The 16,894-nt window shown below is 55.4% G+C and carries 15 protein-coding genes; 10 read left to right on the top strand and 5 right to left on the bottom strand.

Features of this window, described 5'->3' with window-relative positions:
* The first annotated feature begins 70 nt into the window (after positions 1 to 70).
* From hflX to rlmB, 8 genes are all read left to right on the top strand, one after another.
* The gene (hflX, locus tag AAIR21_RS15700; RefSeq protein WP_020882944.1) at positions 71 to 1,351 is read left to right on the top strand and encodes a ribosome rescue GTPase HflX; all 1,281 of its coding nucleotides are present in this window, start codon (positions 71 to 73) and stop codon (positions 1,349 to 1,351) included.
* Positions 1,352 to 1,407: 56 nt separating this feature from the next.
* Positions 1,408 to 2,670, top strand: coding sequence for an FtsH protease activity modulator HflK (gene hflK, locus AAIR21_RS15705; protein ID WP_014168313.1), 1,263 nt, complete (start codon positions 1,408 to 1,410; stop codon positions 2,668 to 2,670).
* 2 nt (positions 2,671 to 2,672) lie between these two features.
* Positions 2,673 to 3,677, top strand: coding sequence for a protease modulator HflC (gene hflC / locus AAIR21_RS15710; protein WP_014168314.1), 1,005 nt, complete (start codon positions 2,673 to 2,675; stop codon positions 3,675 to 3,677).
* Between the two features lie 71 nt (positions 3,678 to 3,748).
* Entirely contained in the window at positions 3,749 to 3,946 is a 198-nt protein-coding gene (locus AAIR21_RS15715; RefSeq protein WP_014168315.1) for a DUF2065 domain-containing protein, read from the top strand.
* Positions 3,947 to 4,050: 104 nt separating this feature from the next.
* Positions 4,051 to 5,349, top strand: coding sequence for an adenylosuccinate synthase (locus AAIR21_RS15720; protein ID WP_025206256.1), 1,299 nt, complete (start codon positions 4,051 to 4,053; stop codon positions 5,347 to 5,349).
* 192 nt (positions 5,350 to 5,541) lie between these two features.
* Positions 5,542 to 5,967 carry a nitric oxide-sensing transcriptional repressor NsrR gene (gene nsrR, locus AAIR21_RS15725; protein WP_014168317.1) on the top strand — a complete coding sequence of 142 codons (426 nt, stop codon included), beginning with the start codon at positions 5,542 to 5,544 and terminating at the stop codon, positions 5,965 to 5,967.
* A 38-nt stretch (positions 5,968 to 6,005) separates the two neighbouring features.
* Complete coding sequence (gene rnr / locus AAIR21_RS15730) at positions 6,006 to 8,447, top strand: ribonuclease R (protein ID WP_025206255.1); 2,442 nt, start codon at positions 6,006 to 6,008, stop codon at positions 8,445 to 8,447.
* Positions 8,448 to 8,516: 69 nt separating this feature from the next.
* Complete coding sequence (rlmB, locus tag AAIR21_RS15735; protein ID WP_014168319.1) at positions 8,517 to 9,251, top strand: 23S rRNA (guanosine(2251)-2'-O)-methyltransferase RlmB; 735 nt, start codon at positions 8,517 to 8,519, stop codon at positions 9,249 to 9,251.
* A gap of 67 nt (positions 9,252 to 9,318) precedes the next feature.
* Here rlmB and AAIR21_RS15740 read toward each other — a convergent pair whose 3' ends face one another.
* Entirely contained in the window at positions 9,319 to 10,593 is a 1,275-nt protein-coding gene (locus AAIR21_RS15740; protein WP_032681875.1) for an MFS transporter, read from the bottom strand.
* A gap of 194 nt (positions 10,594 to 10,787) precedes the next feature.
* Here AAIR21_RS15740 and AAIR21_RS15745 point away from each other — a divergent pair, with 194 nt between their 5' ends.
* Complete coding sequence (locus AAIR21_RS15745) at positions 10,788 to 12,410, top strand: isovaleryl-CoA dehydrogenase (protein ID WP_047355590.1); 1,623 nt, start codon at positions 10,788 to 10,790, stop codon at positions 12,408 to 12,410.
* Here AAIR21_RS15745 and AAIR21_RS15750 read toward each other — a convergent pair.
* The 3 genes from AAIR21_RS15750 to bsmA form a co-directional block, all read right to left on the bottom strand.
* Positions 12,407 to 14,338 carry a methyl-accepting chemotaxis protein gene (locus tag AAIR21_RS15750; RefSeq protein WP_183516820.1) on the bottom strand — a complete coding sequence of 644 codons (1,932 nt, stop codon included), beginning with the start codon at positions 14,336 to 14,338 and terminating at the stop codon, positions 12,407 to 12,409. The two genes, AAIR21_RS15745 and AAIR21_RS15750, sit on opposite strands and share 4 nt — an antisense overlap.
* Before the next feature lie 171 nt (positions 14,339 to 14,509).
* Positions 14,510 to 14,785, bottom strand: coding sequence for a DUF1471 family protease activator YjfN (gene yjfN, locus AAIR21_RS15755; RefSeq protein WP_025206250.1), 276 nt, complete (start codon positions 14,783 to 14,785; stop codon positions 14,510 to 14,512).
* 148 nt (positions 14,786 to 14,933) lie between these two features.
* Entirely contained in the window at positions 14,934 to 15,263 is a 330-nt protein-coding gene (gene bsmA, locus AAIR21_RS15760; protein ID WP_025206249.1) for a biofilm peroxide resistance protein BsmA, read from the bottom strand.
* 137 nt (positions 15,264 to 15,400) lie between these two features.
* Between bsmA and yjfP the strand changes: the two genes are divergently transcribed.
* Entirely contained in the window at positions 15,401 to 16,123 is a 723-nt protein-coding gene (gene yjfP, locus AAIR21_RS15765) for an esterase (protein WP_025206248.1), read from the top strand.
* Here yjfP and ulaR read toward each other — a convergent pair.
* Positions 16,120 to 16,875: an HTH-type transcriptional regulator UlaR gene (gene ulaR, locus AAIR21_RS15770; RefSeq protein WP_014168326.1), complete on the bottom strand. Its 756-nt coding sequence runs from the start codon at positions 16,873 to 16,875 to the stop codon at positions 16,120 to 16,122. The genes yjfP and ulaR overlap by 4 nt on opposite strands.
* Positions 16,876 to 16,894 lie beyond the last annotated feature (19 nt).

Consider the following 16,894-nt stretch of genomic DNA (forward strand, 5'->3'; position numbering starts at 1 on the left):
TCGGGCTGTTATCCACACGGGGAGCCAGGGATCCTGCGTTCCCCGCTGATCTTTTTTGAGGAATTTACGCTTGTTTGACCGTTATGATGCCGGTGAGCAGGCGGTGCTGGTACACATCTATTTTACGCAAGACAAAGATATGGAAGACCTCCAGGAGTTTGAATCTCTGGTCTCTTCCGCCGGTGTCGAAGCAATGCAGGTGATTACCGGTAGCCGTAAAGCGCCGCACCCAAAGTATTTTGTTGGTGAAGGTAAAGCAGTTGAAATTGCGGATGCCGTAAAAGCAACCGGCGCGTCAGTCGTGTTGTTTGATCATGCGCTGTCTCCGGCTCAGGAACGTAACCTGGAACGTCTTTGCGAATGCCGTGTTATCGATCGCACGGGTTTGATTTTAGATATTTTCGCTCAACGTGCGCGTACTCACGAAGGTAAGCTGCAGGTTGAGCTGGCGCAGTTGCGCCATCTGGCAACGCGGCTTGTGCGTGGCTGGACCCACCTTGAAAGACAAAAGGGCGGGATTGGTTTGCGCGGTCCGGGTGAGACCCAGCTTGAAACCGACCGCCGTCTGTTGCGTGGCCGTATTACCCAGATCCTTTCACGTCTGGAACGCGTTGAAAAACAGCGTGAGCAAGGACGTCGGGCGCGATCAAAAGCTGACATCCCGACGGTGTCGCTGGTGGGGTATACCAACGCCGGTAAATCCACCCTGTTTAACCAGATTACTGAGGCCCAGGTTTATGCCGCAGACCAGCTGTTTGCGACCCTGGACCCCACATTGCGTCGTATTGACGTCGCTGACGTCGGTGAAACGGTGCTGGCGGATACCGTAGGGTTTATCCGTCACCTGCCGCATGACCTGGTGGCTGCGTTTAAAGCCACCCTGCAGGAGACGCGTCAGGCGACCCTGCTGCTGCACGTCATTGATGCTGCAGACGTTCGCTTGCAGGAGAACATCGACGCGGTAAACGTGGTGCTCGACGAGATCGACGCCGACGACATCCCAACGCTGTTGGTGATGAACAAGATCGATATGCTGGAGGATTTTGAGCCGCGTATCGATCGAGATGAAGAGAACAAACCGATTCGGGTCTGGCTTTCCGCTCAGACCGGTATTGGTGTGCCACTGCTTTTCCAGGCTTTGACAGAACGTCTTTCCGGTGAGGTAGCCCAGCACACGCTGCGATTGCCGCCACAGGAAGGCAGGCTGCGCAGCCGGTTTTATCAGCTTCAGGCGATAGAAAAAGAGTGGATGGAGGATGACGGCAGCGTGGGGATGCAGGTGCGTTTGCCGATCGTTGACTGGCGTCGCCTCTGTAAACAAGAACCTGCGCTGGTCGACTATATCGTCTGATCAGAAAGGGGATGCCTGAATAATTCGCCCTTGCATAACAAATATGGAGCATATACATGGCGTGGAATCAGCCCGGTAATAACGGACAAGACCGCGACCCGTGGGGAAGCAGCAATAATCAAGGCGGCAACTCTGGGGGAAATGGCAACAAAGGTGGTCGCGAGCAGGGGCCGCCGGATCTGGATGATATCTTCCGCAAGCTAAGCAAGAAGCTTGGTGGCCTTGGCGGAGGTAAAGGTTCTGGCTCTGGTGGGGGTTCCACTCAGGGGCCGCGCCCGCAGTTAGGGGGCCGCGTGGTGGGCATTGTTGCCGCTGCCGTGGTGATCATCTGGGCTGCCAGCGGGTTCTACACCATTAAAGAAGCGGAACGCGGTGTGGTCACCCGTTTCGGGAAGTTCAGCCATCTGGTTGAGCCAGGTCTGAACTGGAAACCGACTTTCATTGACGACGTGACCGCGGTGAACGTGGAGTCTGTGCGTGAACTGGCGGCCTCCGGCGTGATGCTGACCTCCGACGAGAACGTTGTGCGCGTTGAGATGAACGTCCAGTACCGCGTCACCGATCCGCAGCACTACCTGTTTAGCGTGACCAGTGCAGATGACAGTCTGCGCCAGGCCACAGACAGTGCGCTGCGCGGTGTGATCGGTAAATACACCATGGACCGCATTCTGACCGAAGGTCGTACCGTTATTCGTAGCGATACCCAGCGTGAGCTGGAAGAGACCATTCGCCCGTACAACATGGGTATCACCCTGCTGGACGTCAACTTCCAGGCTGCTCGTCCGCCGGAAGAGGTGAAGGCCGCGTTTGATGACGCGATTGCCGCCCGTGAAAACGAACAACAGTACATCCGTGAAGCGGAAGCGTACACCAACGAAGTTCAGCCACGTGCTAACGGTCAGGCGCAACGTATTCTTGAAGAAGCGCGTGCGTATAAAACTCAGACCGTCCTGGAAGCTCAGGGTGAAGTGGCGCGTTTCGCGAAGATTTTGCCAGAATATAAAGCGGCTCCGGAGATTACCCGTGAACGTCTTTATATTGAGACCATGGAAAAAGTGCTGAGCCATACGCGTAAGGTACTGGTTAACGACAGCAAAGGTGGAAACCTGATGGTACTGCCGTTGGATCAGATGCTGAAAGGCGGTTCGGCGCCGGCGGCAAAGGCGGATACCAGCGGTGCCAACAACCTGCTGCGTCTGCCACCTGCGGCATCCGGTAGCTCAAGCGCCACAACCACGCCTTCTTCGAACGATGGTGACATTATGGACCAACGCCGTGCTAACGCGCAGCGTAACGACTACCAGCGTCAGGGGGAATAAGGATGCGTAAGTCAGTTATTGCGATCATCATCATCGTATTGGTCGTGCTTTATACCTCTATCTTTGTGGTGAAAGAGGGCGAGCGTGGAATTACCCTGCGTTTTGGTAAAGTTCTGCGCGACAGCGAGAACAAGCCGCTGGTGTTTGAGCCGGGCCTGCACTTTAAAATGCCACTGATTGAATCGGTGAAAACGCTCGACGCCCGTATCCAGACCATGGATAACCAGGCCGACCGTTTCGTGACCAAAGAGAAGAAAGACCTGATCGTCGATTCCTACATCAAATGGCGTATCAGTGATTTCAGCCGCTACTACCTGGCAACGGGCGGTGGCGACGTTTCTCAGGCGGAAGTGCTGTTGAAACGTAAGTTCTCTGACCGTCTGCGCTCTGAGATTGGTCGTCTGGATGTGAAAGACATCGTCACCGACTCCCGTGGTCGTCTGACGCTGGAAGTGCGTGATGCGCTGAACTCCGGTTCTGCAGGAACCGAAGACGAAGTCACCACCCCGGCAGCGGATGATGCCATTGCCAAAGCGGCAGAACGCGTTCAGGCTGAAACCAACGGCAAAGTGCCGGTGATCAACCCGAACAGTATGGCTGCTCTGGGTATCGAAGTGGTCGATGTCCGTATCAAGCAGATCAACCTGCCAGCGGAAGTGTCCGAGGCGATTTACAACCGTATGCGCGCCGAGCGTGAAGCGGTAGCCCGTCGTCATCGTTCACAAGGTCAGGAAGAGGCGGAGAAACTGCGTGCGGCAGCGGATTACGAAGTGACCAAGACGCTGGCAGAATCTGAGCGTCAGGGCCGTATTCTGCGCGGTGAAGGGGATGCCGAAGCGGCAAAACTGTTTGCCGATGCCTTCAGCCAGGATCCCGACTTCTACGCCTTTATCCGTAGCCTGCGAGCTTACGAGAACAGCTTCCAGAGCAACCAGGATGTGATGGTGCTCAGCCCGGACAGCGATTTCTTCCGTTACATGAAGACGCCGGCTAACGCAACGCGATAAACTCAGGCCAGTTTGAGTATTCAAACCACCGCTCTCAACGGAGCGGTGGTTTTCTTTTATAAGGATGAAAAATGAATTCAACGATTTGGCTTGCGCTGGCCCTGGTTCTGGTGCTGGAAGGCCTTGGACCGATGCTTTATCCGCGTGCATGGCGTCGGATGATAGCCTCTCTGAGCCAGTTGCCGGATAATATTTTGCGTCGATTTGGGGGCGGACTTGTGGTTGCCGGCATCGTTATCTACTACATGTTGAGGAAAACGATTGGCTGATCAAAAAGTAATCTGGTTTGGCGTATTTTGAGGTCAAAAAGTGCTGTATATCTGAAAAAGCGATGGTAGAATCCATTTTTAAGCAAACGGTGATTTTGAAAAAAATGGGTAACAACGTCGTCGTACTGGGCACCCAATGGGGTGACGAAGGTAAAGGGAAGATTGTTGATCTTCTGACTGAACGGGCTAAATATGTTGTACGCTACCAGGGCGGTCACAACGCAGGCCATACTCTCGTAATCAACGGTGAAAAAACCGTCCTCCATCTTATTCCATCAGGCATTCTTCGCGAAAACGTCACCAGCATCATCGGTAACGGCGTTGTGCTGTCTCCGGCTGCTCTGATGAAAGAGATGAAAGGTCTGGAAGACCGTGGTATCCCCGTTCGCGAGCGTCTGCTGCTCTCCGAAGCCTGCCCGCTGATCCTTGATTATCACGTGGCGCTGGACGTAGCGCGTGAAAAAGCGCGTGGCGCGAAAGCGATCGGCACGACCGGTCGTGGTATCGGCCCGGCTTACGAAGACAAAGTTGCTCGTCGCGGTCTGCGCGTGGGCGATCTGTTTGATAAAGAGACGTTCGCTGAAAAACTGAAAGAAGTGATGGAATATCACAACTTCCAGCTGGTGAACTTCTATAAAGCTGACGCTGTTGACTACCAGAAAGTGCTGGATGACGTCATGGCGATTGCTGACATTCTGACCGGTATGGTTGTTGATGTGTCCGATCTGCTGGACCAGGCGCGCAAGCGTGGCGATTTCGTCATGTTCGAAGGTGCGCAGGGTACGCTGCTGGACATCGACCACGGTACCTATCCGTACGTCACCTCCTCTAACACCACCGCGGGTGGCGTTGCGACCGGTTCTGGTCTGGGTCCACGTTATGTGGATTACGTTCTGGGCATCATCAAAGCTTACTCCACTCGCGTGGGTGCGGGTCCATTCCCGACTGAGCTGTTTGATGAAACCGGCGAGTTCCTGTGCAAGCAGGGTAACGAGTTTGGCGCGACCACCGGTCGTCGTCGTCGTACCGGCTGGCTGGACGTGGTAGCCGTGCGTCGTGCAGTACAGATTAACTCCCTGTCTGGTTTCTGCCTGACCAAACTGGACGTGCTGGACGGTCTGAAAGAGGTGAAACTCTGCGTAGGCTACCGTATGCCTGATGGTCGCGAAGTGACCACCACTCCGCTGGCTGCGGATGACTGGAAAGGCATCGAGCCAATCTACGAAACCATGCCAGGCTGGTCTGAAACGACGTTCGGTGTGAAAGAGCGTAGCGGTCTGCCGCAGGCAGCGCTGAATTACATCAAGCGTATTGAAGAACTGACCGAAGTGCCGATCGACATTATCTCTACCGGCCCTGATCGTACTGAAACGATGATCCTGCGCGACCCGTTCGACGCATAATCTTCGTGACTGCTGGCCTGCGGGACAACCCGCAGGCTGGATACGCGTCGCGCCATCCGGCGAACGCTCCTCGATCTCCGCTTTTTCGCCCCGTCTGTCAAATAAATTAGCCGCTTACTATCTGGCTGGTTTATCATCATTAATGAATATCTGTGCGGTTTATCCGCGTTTTCCCTTTTTCCTGAGGTTGATGTGCAGTTAACAAGTTTCACCGATTACGGCTTACGCGCGCTGATTTACATGGCGTCGTTACCCGATGGGAAAATGACCAGTATCTCTGAGGTTACAGAGGTATACGGTGTGTCCCGTAATCATATGGTCAAAATAATCAATCAACTTAGTCGTGCCGGATACGTTGCTGCCGTACGCGGGAAGAATGGTGGGATCCGTCTCGGTAAACCGGCGCAGAGTATTCGTGTTGGGGATGTGGTACGTGAACTGGAGCCATTGTCTCTGGTGAACTGCAGCAGCGCGTTCTGCCACATTACGCCCGCTTGTCGCCTTAAACAGGCGCTTTCTCTGGCCGTGCAAAGTTTTCTCAAGGAACTGGATAACTACACGCTGGCCGATTTGGTTGAAGAGAATCAACCACTTTATAAATTATTGCTGGTGGAATGAAGAAAATTTCCACCGGAGCTGACAACGGAGGAACCGATATGTCACATGATCCTTTCCAGGAACGCGAAGCCGAAAAATACGCGAATCCTATCCCCAGCCGCGAGTTCATCATTGAACACTTAACAAAACGCGAAAAACCCGCCAATCGTGAAGAACTTGCCGTTGAATTAAACATTGAAGGTGAAGAGCAAATTGAAGCCCTTCGCCGCCGCCTGCGCGCGATGGAGCGCGACGGGCAACTGGTCTTTACCCGCCGTCAGTGCTATGCGCTTCCCGAACGTCTTGACCTGCTGAAAGGCACCGTCATCGGCCACCGTGATGGCTATGGCTTCCTGCGCGTAGAAGGCCGTAAAGACGATCTTTATCTTTCCTCTGAGCAGATGAAGATGTGCATTCACGGTGACCAGATCCTGGCGCAACCGCTGGGCGCGGACCGTAAAGGTCGCCGCGAAGCGCGCGTGGTGCGTGTCCTGGTCCCTAAAACCAGCCAGATTGTTGGCCGCTATTTTACCGATGCAGGCGTGGGTTTTGTGGTGCCGGACGACAGCCGCCTGAGCTTCGATATCCTGATCCCGCCTGAAGAGGTGATGGGTGCCCGTATGGGCTTTGTGGTGGTGGTTGAACTCACCCAGCGTCCTACCCGACGCACCAAGGCGGTCGGGAAAATCGTCGAAGTGTTAGGCGATAACATGGGCACCGGCATGGCCGTTGATATGGCGCTGCGTACTCATGAAATTCCTTACGTCTGGCCGAAAGCGGTTGAAGAGCAGGTTGTCGGCCTGAAAGAAGACGTGCCGGAAGAGTCCAAAGTGGGCCGCGTGGATCTGCGCGATCTGCCGCTGGTGACTATTGATGGTGAAGATGCCCGCGACTTCGATGATGCCGTTTATTGCGAGAAAAAACGCGGCGGCGGCTGGCGTCTGTGGGTTGCCATCGCTGACGTAAGCTATTACGTTCGCCCGCATACTCCGCTGGATAACGAAGCGCGCAGCCGTGGAACGTCGGTCTACTTCCCGTCGCAGGTAATTCCGATGCTGCCGGAAGTTTTGTCTAACGGCCTGTGCTCCCTGAACCCGCAGGTTGACCGCCTGTGCATGGTCTGCGAGATGACCATCTCCACCAAAGGGCGCTTAACGGGTTACAAATTCTACGAAGCGGTAATGAGCTCCCATGCGCGCCTGACCTACACCAAGGTCTGGCATATGCTGCAGGGCGATCAGGATCTGCGTGAGCAGTATGCGCCGCTGGTGAAACACATTGAAGAGCTGCATAACCTGTACAAAACGCTGGATCAGGCGCGTGAAGAGCGCGGCGGGATCTCGTTTGAGAGCGAAGAGGCGAAGTTCATCTTTAACGCTGAACGCCGCATTGAACGTATTGAGCAGACCCAGCGTAACGATGCCCATAAGCTGATTGAAGAGTGTATGATTCTGGCAAACATCTCGGCGGCACGTTTCGTTGAGAAAGCCAAAGAACCTGCGCTGTTCCGTATTCACGATAAACCGTCGACCGAAGCCATCACTGCGTTCCGCTCCGTGCTGGCTGAACTGGGTCTGGAACTGCCGGGCGGTAACAAGCCAGAGCCGCGAGATTACGCTGAATTGCTGGAGTCGATTGGCGATCGCCCGGATGCGGAAATGCTGCAGACCATGCTGCTGCGTTCCATGAAGCAGGCGATTTACGATCCGGAAAACCGCGGTCACTTCGGCCTGGCGCTGCAGTCTTATGCCCACTTTACCTCGCCGATCCGTCGTTATCCGGACCTTTCCCTGCACCGCGCGATCAAGTATCTGTTGGCGCAGGAGCAGGGTCATAAAGGTAATACGACCGAAACCGGTGGCTACCATTATTCAATGGAAGAGATGCTGCAACTCGGTCAGCACTGTTCCATGGCCGAACGTCGTGCAGATGAAGCGACGCGCGACGTGGCAGACTGGCTGAAGTGTGACTTTATGCTGGACCAGGTGGGTAACGTCTTTAAAGGCGTGATTGCCAGCGTCACCGGCTTTGGTTTCTTCGTCCGTCTGGATGAACTGTTTATCGACGGTCTGGTGCATGTCTCCAGCCTGGATAACGACTACTACCGTTTCGACCAGGTCGGGCAGCGCCTGATTGGCGAATCTGGCGGCCAGACCTATCGTCTTGGCGATCGCGTGGAAGTGAAGGTCGAAGCCGTTAATATGGACGACCGTAAAATTGACTTTAGCCTGATCTCCAGCGAGCGTGCCCCGCGTAATGTGGGTAAAACGGCGCGTGAAAAGACGAAAAAAGGGGGCAACGGCAACACTGGTGGCAAACGTCGTCAGGCGGGTAAGAAGGTAAACTTCGAGCCAGACAGCGCGTTCCGTGGTGAGAAGAAACAGAAGCCGAAGGCTGCGAAGAAAGAGGCCCGGAAGGCGAAAAAGCCGTCCACCAAAACGCAGAAAATTGCGGCTGCCACCAGGGCAAAGCGCGCAGCGAAGAAACAGCAGGCGGAGTAATTCTCCCCCTCAACCTGACCCTCTCTCCTGCGGAGAGAGGGAAAAGAAAAGACAGAACGAGAACCATCAATGAGTGAAATGATTTACGGCATCCACGCGGTGCAGGCCCTGCTGGAGCGCGCACCGGAGCGTTTTCAGGAAGTGTTTATTCTGAAAGGGCGTGAAGACAAACGTCTGATGCCGCTGATCCACGCCCTGGAAGCACAAGGTGTTGTGATCCAGCTGGCGAACCGCCAGTTCCTGGATGAGAAAAGTGAAGGTGCCGTTCACCAGGGCATTATTGCCCGCGTTAAGCCAGGTCGTCAGTATCAGGAAAACGATCTGCCGGATCTTATCGCCGGGCTGGAAAATCCATTCTTCCTGATCCTTGACGGCGTGACCGACCCGCACAACCTTGGCGCATGTCTGCGAAGCGCAGATGCGGCAGGTGTTCATGCGGTTATCGTGCCGAGGGATCGCTCTGCACAGCTTAACGCGACGGCGAAGAAAGTGGCCTGTGGCGCAGCGGAAAACGTACCGCTGATCCGCGTCACCAACCTGGCGCGCACCATGCGTATGCTGCAGGAAGAGAATATCTGGATCGTCGGTACCGCGGGTGAAGCGGATCATACTCTGTATCAGAGCAAGATGACCGGCCGTCTGGCACTGGTAATGGGTGCCGAGGGCGAAGGTATGCGCCGTCTGACCCGTGAGCATTGCGATGAGCTGATCAGCATTCCAATGGCGGGCAGCGTGTCGTCTCTGAACGTCTCCGTGGCAACAGGTATCTGCCTGTTTGAAGCGGTACGTCAGCGCGGGGAATAAACAGCAAGGCCGTCCTGAGGACGGCCTTTCGTATTTTCTGTGGGAGGGGCACCAGACGGTGAAAAACTCACTCCTCCAGTGACCGCAAATGGTCATCCTTCCTGAGCGTCATCAGCGCGAAGATACTCACTACCGCCGTCGCCATGACGTAATAAGCCGGAATATCCAGGTTGCCCGTCTCTTTAATCAGCCCGGTAATAATCAACCCCGCGCAGCCCGAGAAAAGGGCGTTCGACAGGGAATAAGCCAGCCCAAGCCCGGTATACCGTACGCGCGTCGGGAACATCTCTGAGAGCATCGCCGGCCCGGGGCCTGCCAGCATCCCCACCAGACCACCCGCAATCAGCACCACCAGCGCTTTGATTGCCAGCGTGCTGGACTCCGCCTGTAAAACCTTCAGCAGCGGCAGGGCAAGGAGCAACAGCAACGTGGTAGCGACGATCATCACCGTGCGGCGTCCGATTTTGTCGCTCAGGATCCCGGACGGAATAATCGTCAGCGCAAAACCGATATTCGAAATCACCGCAATCAACAGCGCCTGGTTAAACCCGGTATGCAGCGCCGACTGCAGATAGGTGGGCATAATCACCAGATAGGTATAACCCGCCGCTGACCAGACCATCACCCGGCCAATGCCCATCGCAATGGCGTTGAGCGTGGCAACGGTATCAGCCTGAGTGGCAACCGGCTTTTCCTGCTGTTGCACAAAGCTTGGCGTCTCTTCCATACTCACCCGCAGCCACAGCGCCACCACGCCCATCGGTAATGCCAGGAAGAACGGGATGCGCCAGCCCCAGTCATGCAGGGCTTCCGGTGTCAGAAGGGCGGAGAGCAGTGCGACAATGCCAGCGCCTGCTAACAGGCCCAGCGCGACGGTAAATGACTGCCATGCACCGTAGAGGCCCCGCTTGCCGCGTGGGGCAAATTCGGTCATCAGCGAGACGGCGCCACCATACTCACCACCGGCGAACAACCCCTGCAGGATGCGCAGCAGCGTGATAATCAGCGGGGCGGCAATACCGATGCTGGCATAGACCGGCACAATACCGATTGCGGCGGTGGCCAGCGTCATCAGCACCAGTACAATAATCAGCGTCGGTTTTCGGCCTATCCGGTCACCTATTCTGCCAAACACCACCGCGCCCAGCGGGCGGAAGAAGAAGGCGATGGCAAAGGAAGCGTAGGTAAGGATCAGGCTGGTTAGCCCCGCGTCCCCCTCAAGCTGGAAGAAGTTCTTCGCAATTACGGTCGCCAGAAAACCATAGACCGCAAACTCATACCACTCGATAAAGTTACCAATGGAGCCTGCAATTAATGCACGCTTGTGCGCGTCCGGTTGCATAACGTTCCTCATTGAAAGGGGGTAAGAATAAATTATTCAACAAAAGCGAATGCGCGAAATAGTTTATTCTTATGTTCTGTGAGCTATTTCACGAATGATATCAGCGGGATCGTCATCGTGTGACCTCACTCCCATGCAGCGTGCACGTGGCCTGTCCATACTTATCTTCATTGCCACTGAAGGAGGGAGACAGCATGCACTGGCAGACCCATACCGTTTTTAATCAACCTGCACCGCTCTCAAACAGCAACCTTTTCCTCTCTGATTGCGCTCTGCGTGACGCGGTTGTTCGCGAAGGCGCCGAGTGGGATATCGAGCTTCTTGCCAGCATCGGCCAGCAGTTAGGAACCGCGGAATCGCTGGAGCTGGGCAGGCTGGCGAACGTTAATCCGCCGGAGTTATTACGCTATGACGCCACCGGGGAGCGACTGGATGACGTTCGCTTTCATCCCGCATGGCACCTCTTAATGCAGGGACTTTGCGCCAACCGTGTCCATAACCTGGCGTGGGAAGAGGAGGCGCGCAAAGGCGCGTTTGTCGCCAGAGCTGCACGTTTTGTCCTGCACGCTCAGGTAGAAGCGGGCACGCTTTGCCCTGTCACCATGACCTTTGCTGCTACACCGCTGCTGCAACAGGCGCTGCCCGAGCCGTTCCGTGACTGGATCACGCCGTTAATGAGCGATCGTTACGATCCTCATCTTGCGCCGGGGGCGCAAAAGCGTGGCCTGCTGATTGGCATGGGGATGACAGAAAAACAGGGCGGCTCGGACGTACTCAGCAATACCACCAAAGCGGAAAAGTGCAGTGACGGCAGCTACCGGCTTATCGGGCATAAATGGTTTTTCTCTGTGCCGCAAAGCGATGCGCATCTGGTGCTGGCCCAGGCGAAAGGGGGGCTGTCCTGCTTTTTTGTTCCACGCTTTTTGCCTGACGGGCAACGCAATGCCGTACGTCTGGAGCGGCTAAAAGAGAAGCTCGGCAACCGCTCTAACGCCAGCAGCGAAGCGGAGTTCCTGGATGCGTCCGGCTGGCTGCTGGGGGAGGAAGGAGAAGGGGTACGCCAGATCCTCCGAATGGGCGGGCTGACGCGGTTTGACTGTGCGCTGGGCAGCCATGGGCTGATGCGTCGGGCTTTATCCGTGGCGCTTTACCATGCGCATCAACGCCAGACGTTTGGTAAAAACCTTATCGACCAGCCGCTCATGCGCGATGTGCTGAGCCGCATGGCGCTGATGCTGGAGGGCCAGACGGCACTGTTGTTTCGTCTGGCCCGGGCGTGGGACAGGCGTGCCGATCCTCAGGAGGCCGCCTGGGCGCGCCTTTTCACCCCCGCGGCGAAATACAGCGTCTGCAAAGCGGGTATCCCGTTTGTGGCGGAAGCCATGGAAGTGCTCGGCGGCACAGGCTACTGCGAGGAGAGTGAGCTTCCCCGTTTGTACCGTGAGATGCCCGTGAACAGCATCTGGGAAGGGTCCGGCAATATTATGTGCCTGGACGTTCTGCGTGTACTGACGAAGCAATCCGGCATCCTCGACCTGCTTGTGGATGATTTTGCCCAGGTAAAAGGGCAGGACAGGCACTTCGATCGCAGCTGGCGTCAGCTTCAGCAAAAACTGCGAAAACCGCAGGAGGCGCAGGGGCGGGAGATCACGCAACAGCTTTTCCTGCTGGGGGCCGGAAGTCAGATGCTGCGTCACGCATCGCCACCCGTGGCGCAAGCGTGGTGCCGCATGATGCTTGATACCCGTGGCGGTACGCTGATGAGCGAGCAGGTGCAAAATGACCTGCTGTTGCGTGCCACGGGCAGGGTTGGCTAACTCTTTAGCTGGAACAGGCTCACCAGTTGGGTAAGGTGTGAGCCTTTCTCACGTAGCGTGTGTGCGGTTTGTTCGCTGCGTAAGACGTGGTCGGCGTTGATGTGCGATGCTTCGCCAATGTGGGTCATGGCCAGATTAACCTGGCCTATTCCCGCGGATTGCTCGCGGGACGCATGGTTAATCTCCGTGACCAGCTTGTTGATGTTATCGATGTGCACGATGATGGAATCCATCGCCAGACGCGTTTGTTCAGACAGCGCATGGCCTTCGCTGACTTTTCTAAGCGTATCGCCGATGAGCTGTTCAATCTCCTTCACCGCGTTGGCGCTGCGTCCTGCCAGCGCGCGTACTTCCTGCGCCACCACCGCAAAACCTTTTCCGTGCTCGCCTGCGCGGGCTGCTTCAACCGCTGCGTTAAGCGCCAGAATGTTGGTCTGAAAAGCGATGGATTCAATCACGCGCGTGATGTCTTCGATTCGCTTTGATGCTTCGCGAATATCATCCATGGTAGCGACAGCGTGGGTGACCGTCTCACCACCCTGATGTATCGCGCGCGACGTTTCGCCTACCAGCTGCTGCGTTTGTTCCATGTTGGCGGCATTTTGCTGCACGGTCGCGGCCAGTTGCTCCATGCTGGCTGACGTCTCTTCTACACTGCTGGCCTGCTTGTTAATCTGCCCGGAGATTTCTTCGCTATCGGATGCCAGCGCGTTGGTGCCCATATGGATCTCCGCTGCGGCCTCGCGCACCTGAAGAACAATTTTCTGCAGTCCCCCTCCAATACCGTTAATGGCATCGATGAGCTGACCGACCTCATCCTGGCGGGTCACGGGCAGGCTGGAGCGCAGATCGCCTGCGGCATACTGTCGGGCCAGGTGGATCACATTGCGCAATGGGCGCGTCAGTATGCGTCGTATAATGACCACAAACAGACCCGCGAAGAGCACTGACAGCACCACCCCTGCCAGCAGGAAGCGGTCGCGCATGGCGGTCACGCTTGAGAGCAGTACCGATTTATCCACTTCGCCGACAATGGCCCAGTTCCAGCCTGGCAGCGGCGTATACGCCATGGTCAGCGTGCGACCATCAGCACTGACGCGCTCCAGCGTGCCGGATTTATCACTCAACAGCTGTTGCTGGATAGCGCTATCCCACTCCGGTACTTTTCCCTCCGCGCTGGTGTGGAACAGATACTGCCCGCGCGTTTTGCCGTGGCTGCGATCCAGAACAAAGAAGTGACCGCTCTCGCCCAGTCGACGGTTGAGGATTTTCTCGCGCATGACGTTCCAGGAGTGAGTGATGTCCACACCAACAAAGATGATTGCAATGATCTGGCCGTCCGCGTTTTTAACCGGCTGGTATTGGGTGATATAGCGCTTGCCGAACAGCAGCGCCAGACCGCGATAAACCTCGCCCCGGGTGACGGCGGCAAAGGCCGGGCTGGTGGTATCCAGAACGGTGCCCATTGCCCGCTCGCCGTTCTCTTTGCGCAGCGATGTGGCGACGCGCACAAAGTCGTTACCGCTACGCACAAACAGGGTCGAGATTGCCCCTGTCCGGCTCAGAAAATCGTCTGAAAGGGTATTGTTTTCATGTAGCCCGGTTTCCCCTCCTTTCAGGAGCGGAACGTTAATCCCGTTAATCGTCTGGGTTTGAGTGTTATCAACGCTCAGTGGCTGGGGCAAAAAGGTAGTAAACAGCCGGGTATACCTCTCAACCTCTTCACTCAGGCTGGTGTTAAACATCTGCACCATATCGACCATGCCGGTGGACTGATTATGCAGGTCTTCTATCGCGAGGGCTTCAAGCTGCTGGCTGGCTTTTTGGCTGAGCAGAAAAGTGAAAAACAGAAACAGGATGGCGACACTGGCACCGGTAAGCAGCGACAGCTTTGCACCCAGACCTGCACGACGGAAAAAGTTGATCATAAATTGCTCATCATTGAAAAGGTATGGCTTTTCAACGGCAGAGCAGAGATAACGTTTACTGGTTTAGTGTAACAAAATGTTATTTAATTGTTTTTAATTGGTTTACTAAAAGATAAAAAATTTGCAAAAACGAAAAGCCACTAGAAGTAAGTGGCTTTTATCGGAGGGGGATTACGCGTAGAGAATGGCCTGTACCCGCCAGTGATCGATGTACTGATCTTCCTGCATCTGGATAATGCGATACCATGAAGCACCCTGCTCATCGGCCTTTAATGCAACGACACGTTCAACGTCCTGCGGGCTCCCCGAGATATTATTCACGGAGATCTGGCCAATTTCATTCAGGCCAGTCACACAATCAGCACTGGCAAATTCAGCTGACTGCGCGGTTGTGCTCACAAGACCTGCTGAGAGCAACAGTGTGGTCAAAGCAAGAGTTCGTTTCATCGTCAGCTCCATTTCACATGTCTCCGGTATCCGCCGGGCAATCCTTCGCGAATAAACTCACTTCCATTGTTGCGGGCATGGAGTTTATTGTGGACAGGAAAGTGTCTATGGACGCAAAGCAGTGTAAATGTCGTTCAAATGAAGACGATCATTGACGATACAGAATGGCCTGTGAGTACCACTGTCCCGTAATGATGGTTTCGTCGATCATAATGATGACGTAATAATCTGCTTTGGCGGCGACGGCTTGTGCCTTTATTGCTTCTTCCGCGTCATCCGGGGAGCCGCGAACCAGCGCAGAGACGGTACCCATACGCTGTAATCCTTCCGTCTGATTACGACGGATTTCCTGCGGGTGATCGGCGACCGGGGGAGCGGGTTGTGGCGTTCCCTGCAGCGCGCTACAGCCACTGAGCAGTAACATCAGCAATAAAGCAGCAAACCTGCGCATAACCATATCTCGTTTCCTGATAGCCATAGTGTAGTTGTCTGTGAATTTAGTTTTGGGGGAATGTTCCCGAAGTGTTAGCTGGGGCGTAATTTTCGAATGAAAATAGCGTGAAATCGTAACCCAGTTCTCAACATTATGAATCATTCATCATTACAGGGTCGACAATGATTGAAATTGAAATACGCCATCTGGGTGATCGTGAAATATTACACGCAACACCCGCCGGAAAACGTGAGGAACCACTGCCTGTTATAGTGTTTTATCATGGATTTACCTCATCGAAGCTGGTCTACAGCTATTTTGCGGTGGCACTCGCGCAGGCCGGTTTTCGTGTGGTCATGCCGGATGCACCTGACCACGGCGCACGTTTTACCGGCAACGAACAGGCGCGACTTGGGCAGTTCTGGCACATTTTGCATGGTAGCCTGACCGAGTTTGCCGGGCTGCGCGATGCGCTTTACCAGGCAGGGCTGGTGGCTGATAATCGGCTGGCCGTGGCTGGGGCATCGATGGGCGGGATGGCGGCGCTGGGGATCATGACGCACCATCCAGAAGTGAAGTCAGTGGCTTGTCTGATGGGCTCGGGCTACTTTACCTCACTGGCGAAGACGCTTTTTCCACCTCAGGCACTCACAGAGGTTGAGGCGGCGCTTGCAGAGTGGGAGGTTACCCGGGCGTTACCGCGTCTGGCCGATCGTCCTTTGCTGTTATGGCATGGTGATGCGGACGATGTGGTTCCACCCGGAGAAACGTTCCGGCTTCAGCAGGCGCTACAGCACGAGGGGCTGGATGGCAACCTGACCTGCCTGTGGGAAGCGGGCGTTCGCCACCGCATTACGCCAACGGCGCTGGACGCCACGGTGGACTTCTTCCGCCAGCACCTTTAAACGCACAGGACGTTGACACCCTGATCTTTCAGTTTCTGGAGGATCTCAGGGTTGGCACCTTTGCCGGTGATCACCATGTCTATCTGTTCAGCACGGCTGAACAGCATTCCTGCGCGTTCGCCCACTTTACTGCTGTCGACCAGCACAACGAGCTTGCCCACCACGTTAAGCATGTTTTGTTCTGCCATGGCGGTCAACATATCGGTTTTGTAGAGGCCATCCGCGGTCAGGCCTTTGCCACTGGTAAACATCCAGTGTCCGGCATAAAGACTGTTTTCGCTGTCCTGCGGGCTGAGTGTGATGGACTGGCTCTTGTTATACTGGCCGCCCATGATCACCACGCTCTCATGCTCCTGATCGATAAGATAGTTGGCGAGCGGCAAATAGTTCGTGATGATTTGTACCGGCTTTCCGCACATCTCCCGACCTAACAGAAACGCCGTGGAGCCGCAGTTGATCACCACGCTCTCGCCGGGGTTCACCAGCTGCGATGCCGCTCTGGCAATACGGACTTTTTCATCATGATTTTGCGCCTGATGAATGTTCATCGGCGTCCAGCGTGGACGCTGCTGGCTAATCGCTTCCGCACCGTTGCGGACTTTTTTCAGCTTACCGCTTTCATCCAGCTTATTAATATCCCGCCGCGCTGTTGCCGGGGAAATCCCTAAACGTTCGATCACTTTCTCAACGGTGACAAACCCTGTTTGCGCCAGGAGTTCCAGTAATATTTGATGCCGTTGCGCTTCCGTCATGAGCTATTCCGATAAGAAT

This window comes from Enterobacter sp. PTB, assembly GCF_051130085.1.
Classification (GTDB): domain Bacteria; phylum Pseudomonadota; class Gammaproteobacteria; order Enterobacterales; family Enterobacteriaceae; genus Enterobacter; species Enterobacter ludwigii.

Bases quoted from the DNA above. Each gene is read 5' to 3' on its own strand.
- hflK (WP_014168313.1), top strand. From the start codon at position 1,408: ATGGCGTGGAATCAGCCCGGTAATAACGGACAAGACCGCGACCCGTGG.
- hflC (WP_014168314.1), top strand. From the start codon at position 2,673: ATGCGTAAGTCAGTTATTGCGATCATCATCATCGTATTGGTCGTGCTT.
- AAIR21_RS15715 (WP_014168315.1), top strand. From the start codon at position 3,749: ATGAATTCAACGATTTGGCTTGCGCTGGCCCTGGTTCTGGTGCTGGAA.
- AAIR21_RS15720 (WP_025206256.1), top strand. From the start codon at position 4,051: ATGGGTAACAACGTCGTCGTACTGGGCACCCAATGGGGTGACGAAGGT.
- rnr (WP_025206255.1), top strand. From the start codon at position 6,006: ATGTCACATGATCCTTTCCAGGAACGCGAAGCCGAAAAATACGCGAAT.
- rlmB (WP_014168319.1), top strand. From the start codon at position 8,517: ATGAGTGAAATGATTTACGGCATCCACGCGGTGCAGGCCCTGCTGGAG.
- AAIR21_RS15740 (WP_032681875.1), bottom strand. From the start codon at position 10,593: ATGCAACCGGACGCGCACAAGCGTGCATTAATTGCAGGCTCCATTGGT.
- AAIR21_RS15745 (WP_047355590.1), top strand. From the start codon at position 10,788: ATGCACTGGCAGACCCATACCGTTTTTAATCAACCTGCACCGCTCTCA.
- AAIR21_RS15750 (WP_183516820.1), bottom strand. From the start codon at position 14,338: ATGATCAACTTTTTCCGTCGTGCAGGTCTGGGTGCAAAGCTGTCGCTG.
- yjfN (WP_025206250.1), bottom strand. From the start codon at position 14,785: ATGAAACGAACTCTTGCTTTGACCACACTGTTGCTCTCAGCAGGTCTT.
- bsmA (WP_025206249.1), bottom strand. From the start codon at position 15,263: ATGGCTATCAGGAAACGAGATATGGTTATGCGCAGGTTTGCTGCTTTA.
- yjfP (WP_025206248.1), top strand. From the start codon at position 15,401: ATGATTGAAATTGAAATACGCCATCTGGGTGATCGTGAAATATTACAC.
- ulaR (WP_014168326.1), bottom strand. From the start codon at position 16,875: ATGACGGAAGCGCAACGGCATCAAATATTACTGGAACTCCTGGCGCAA.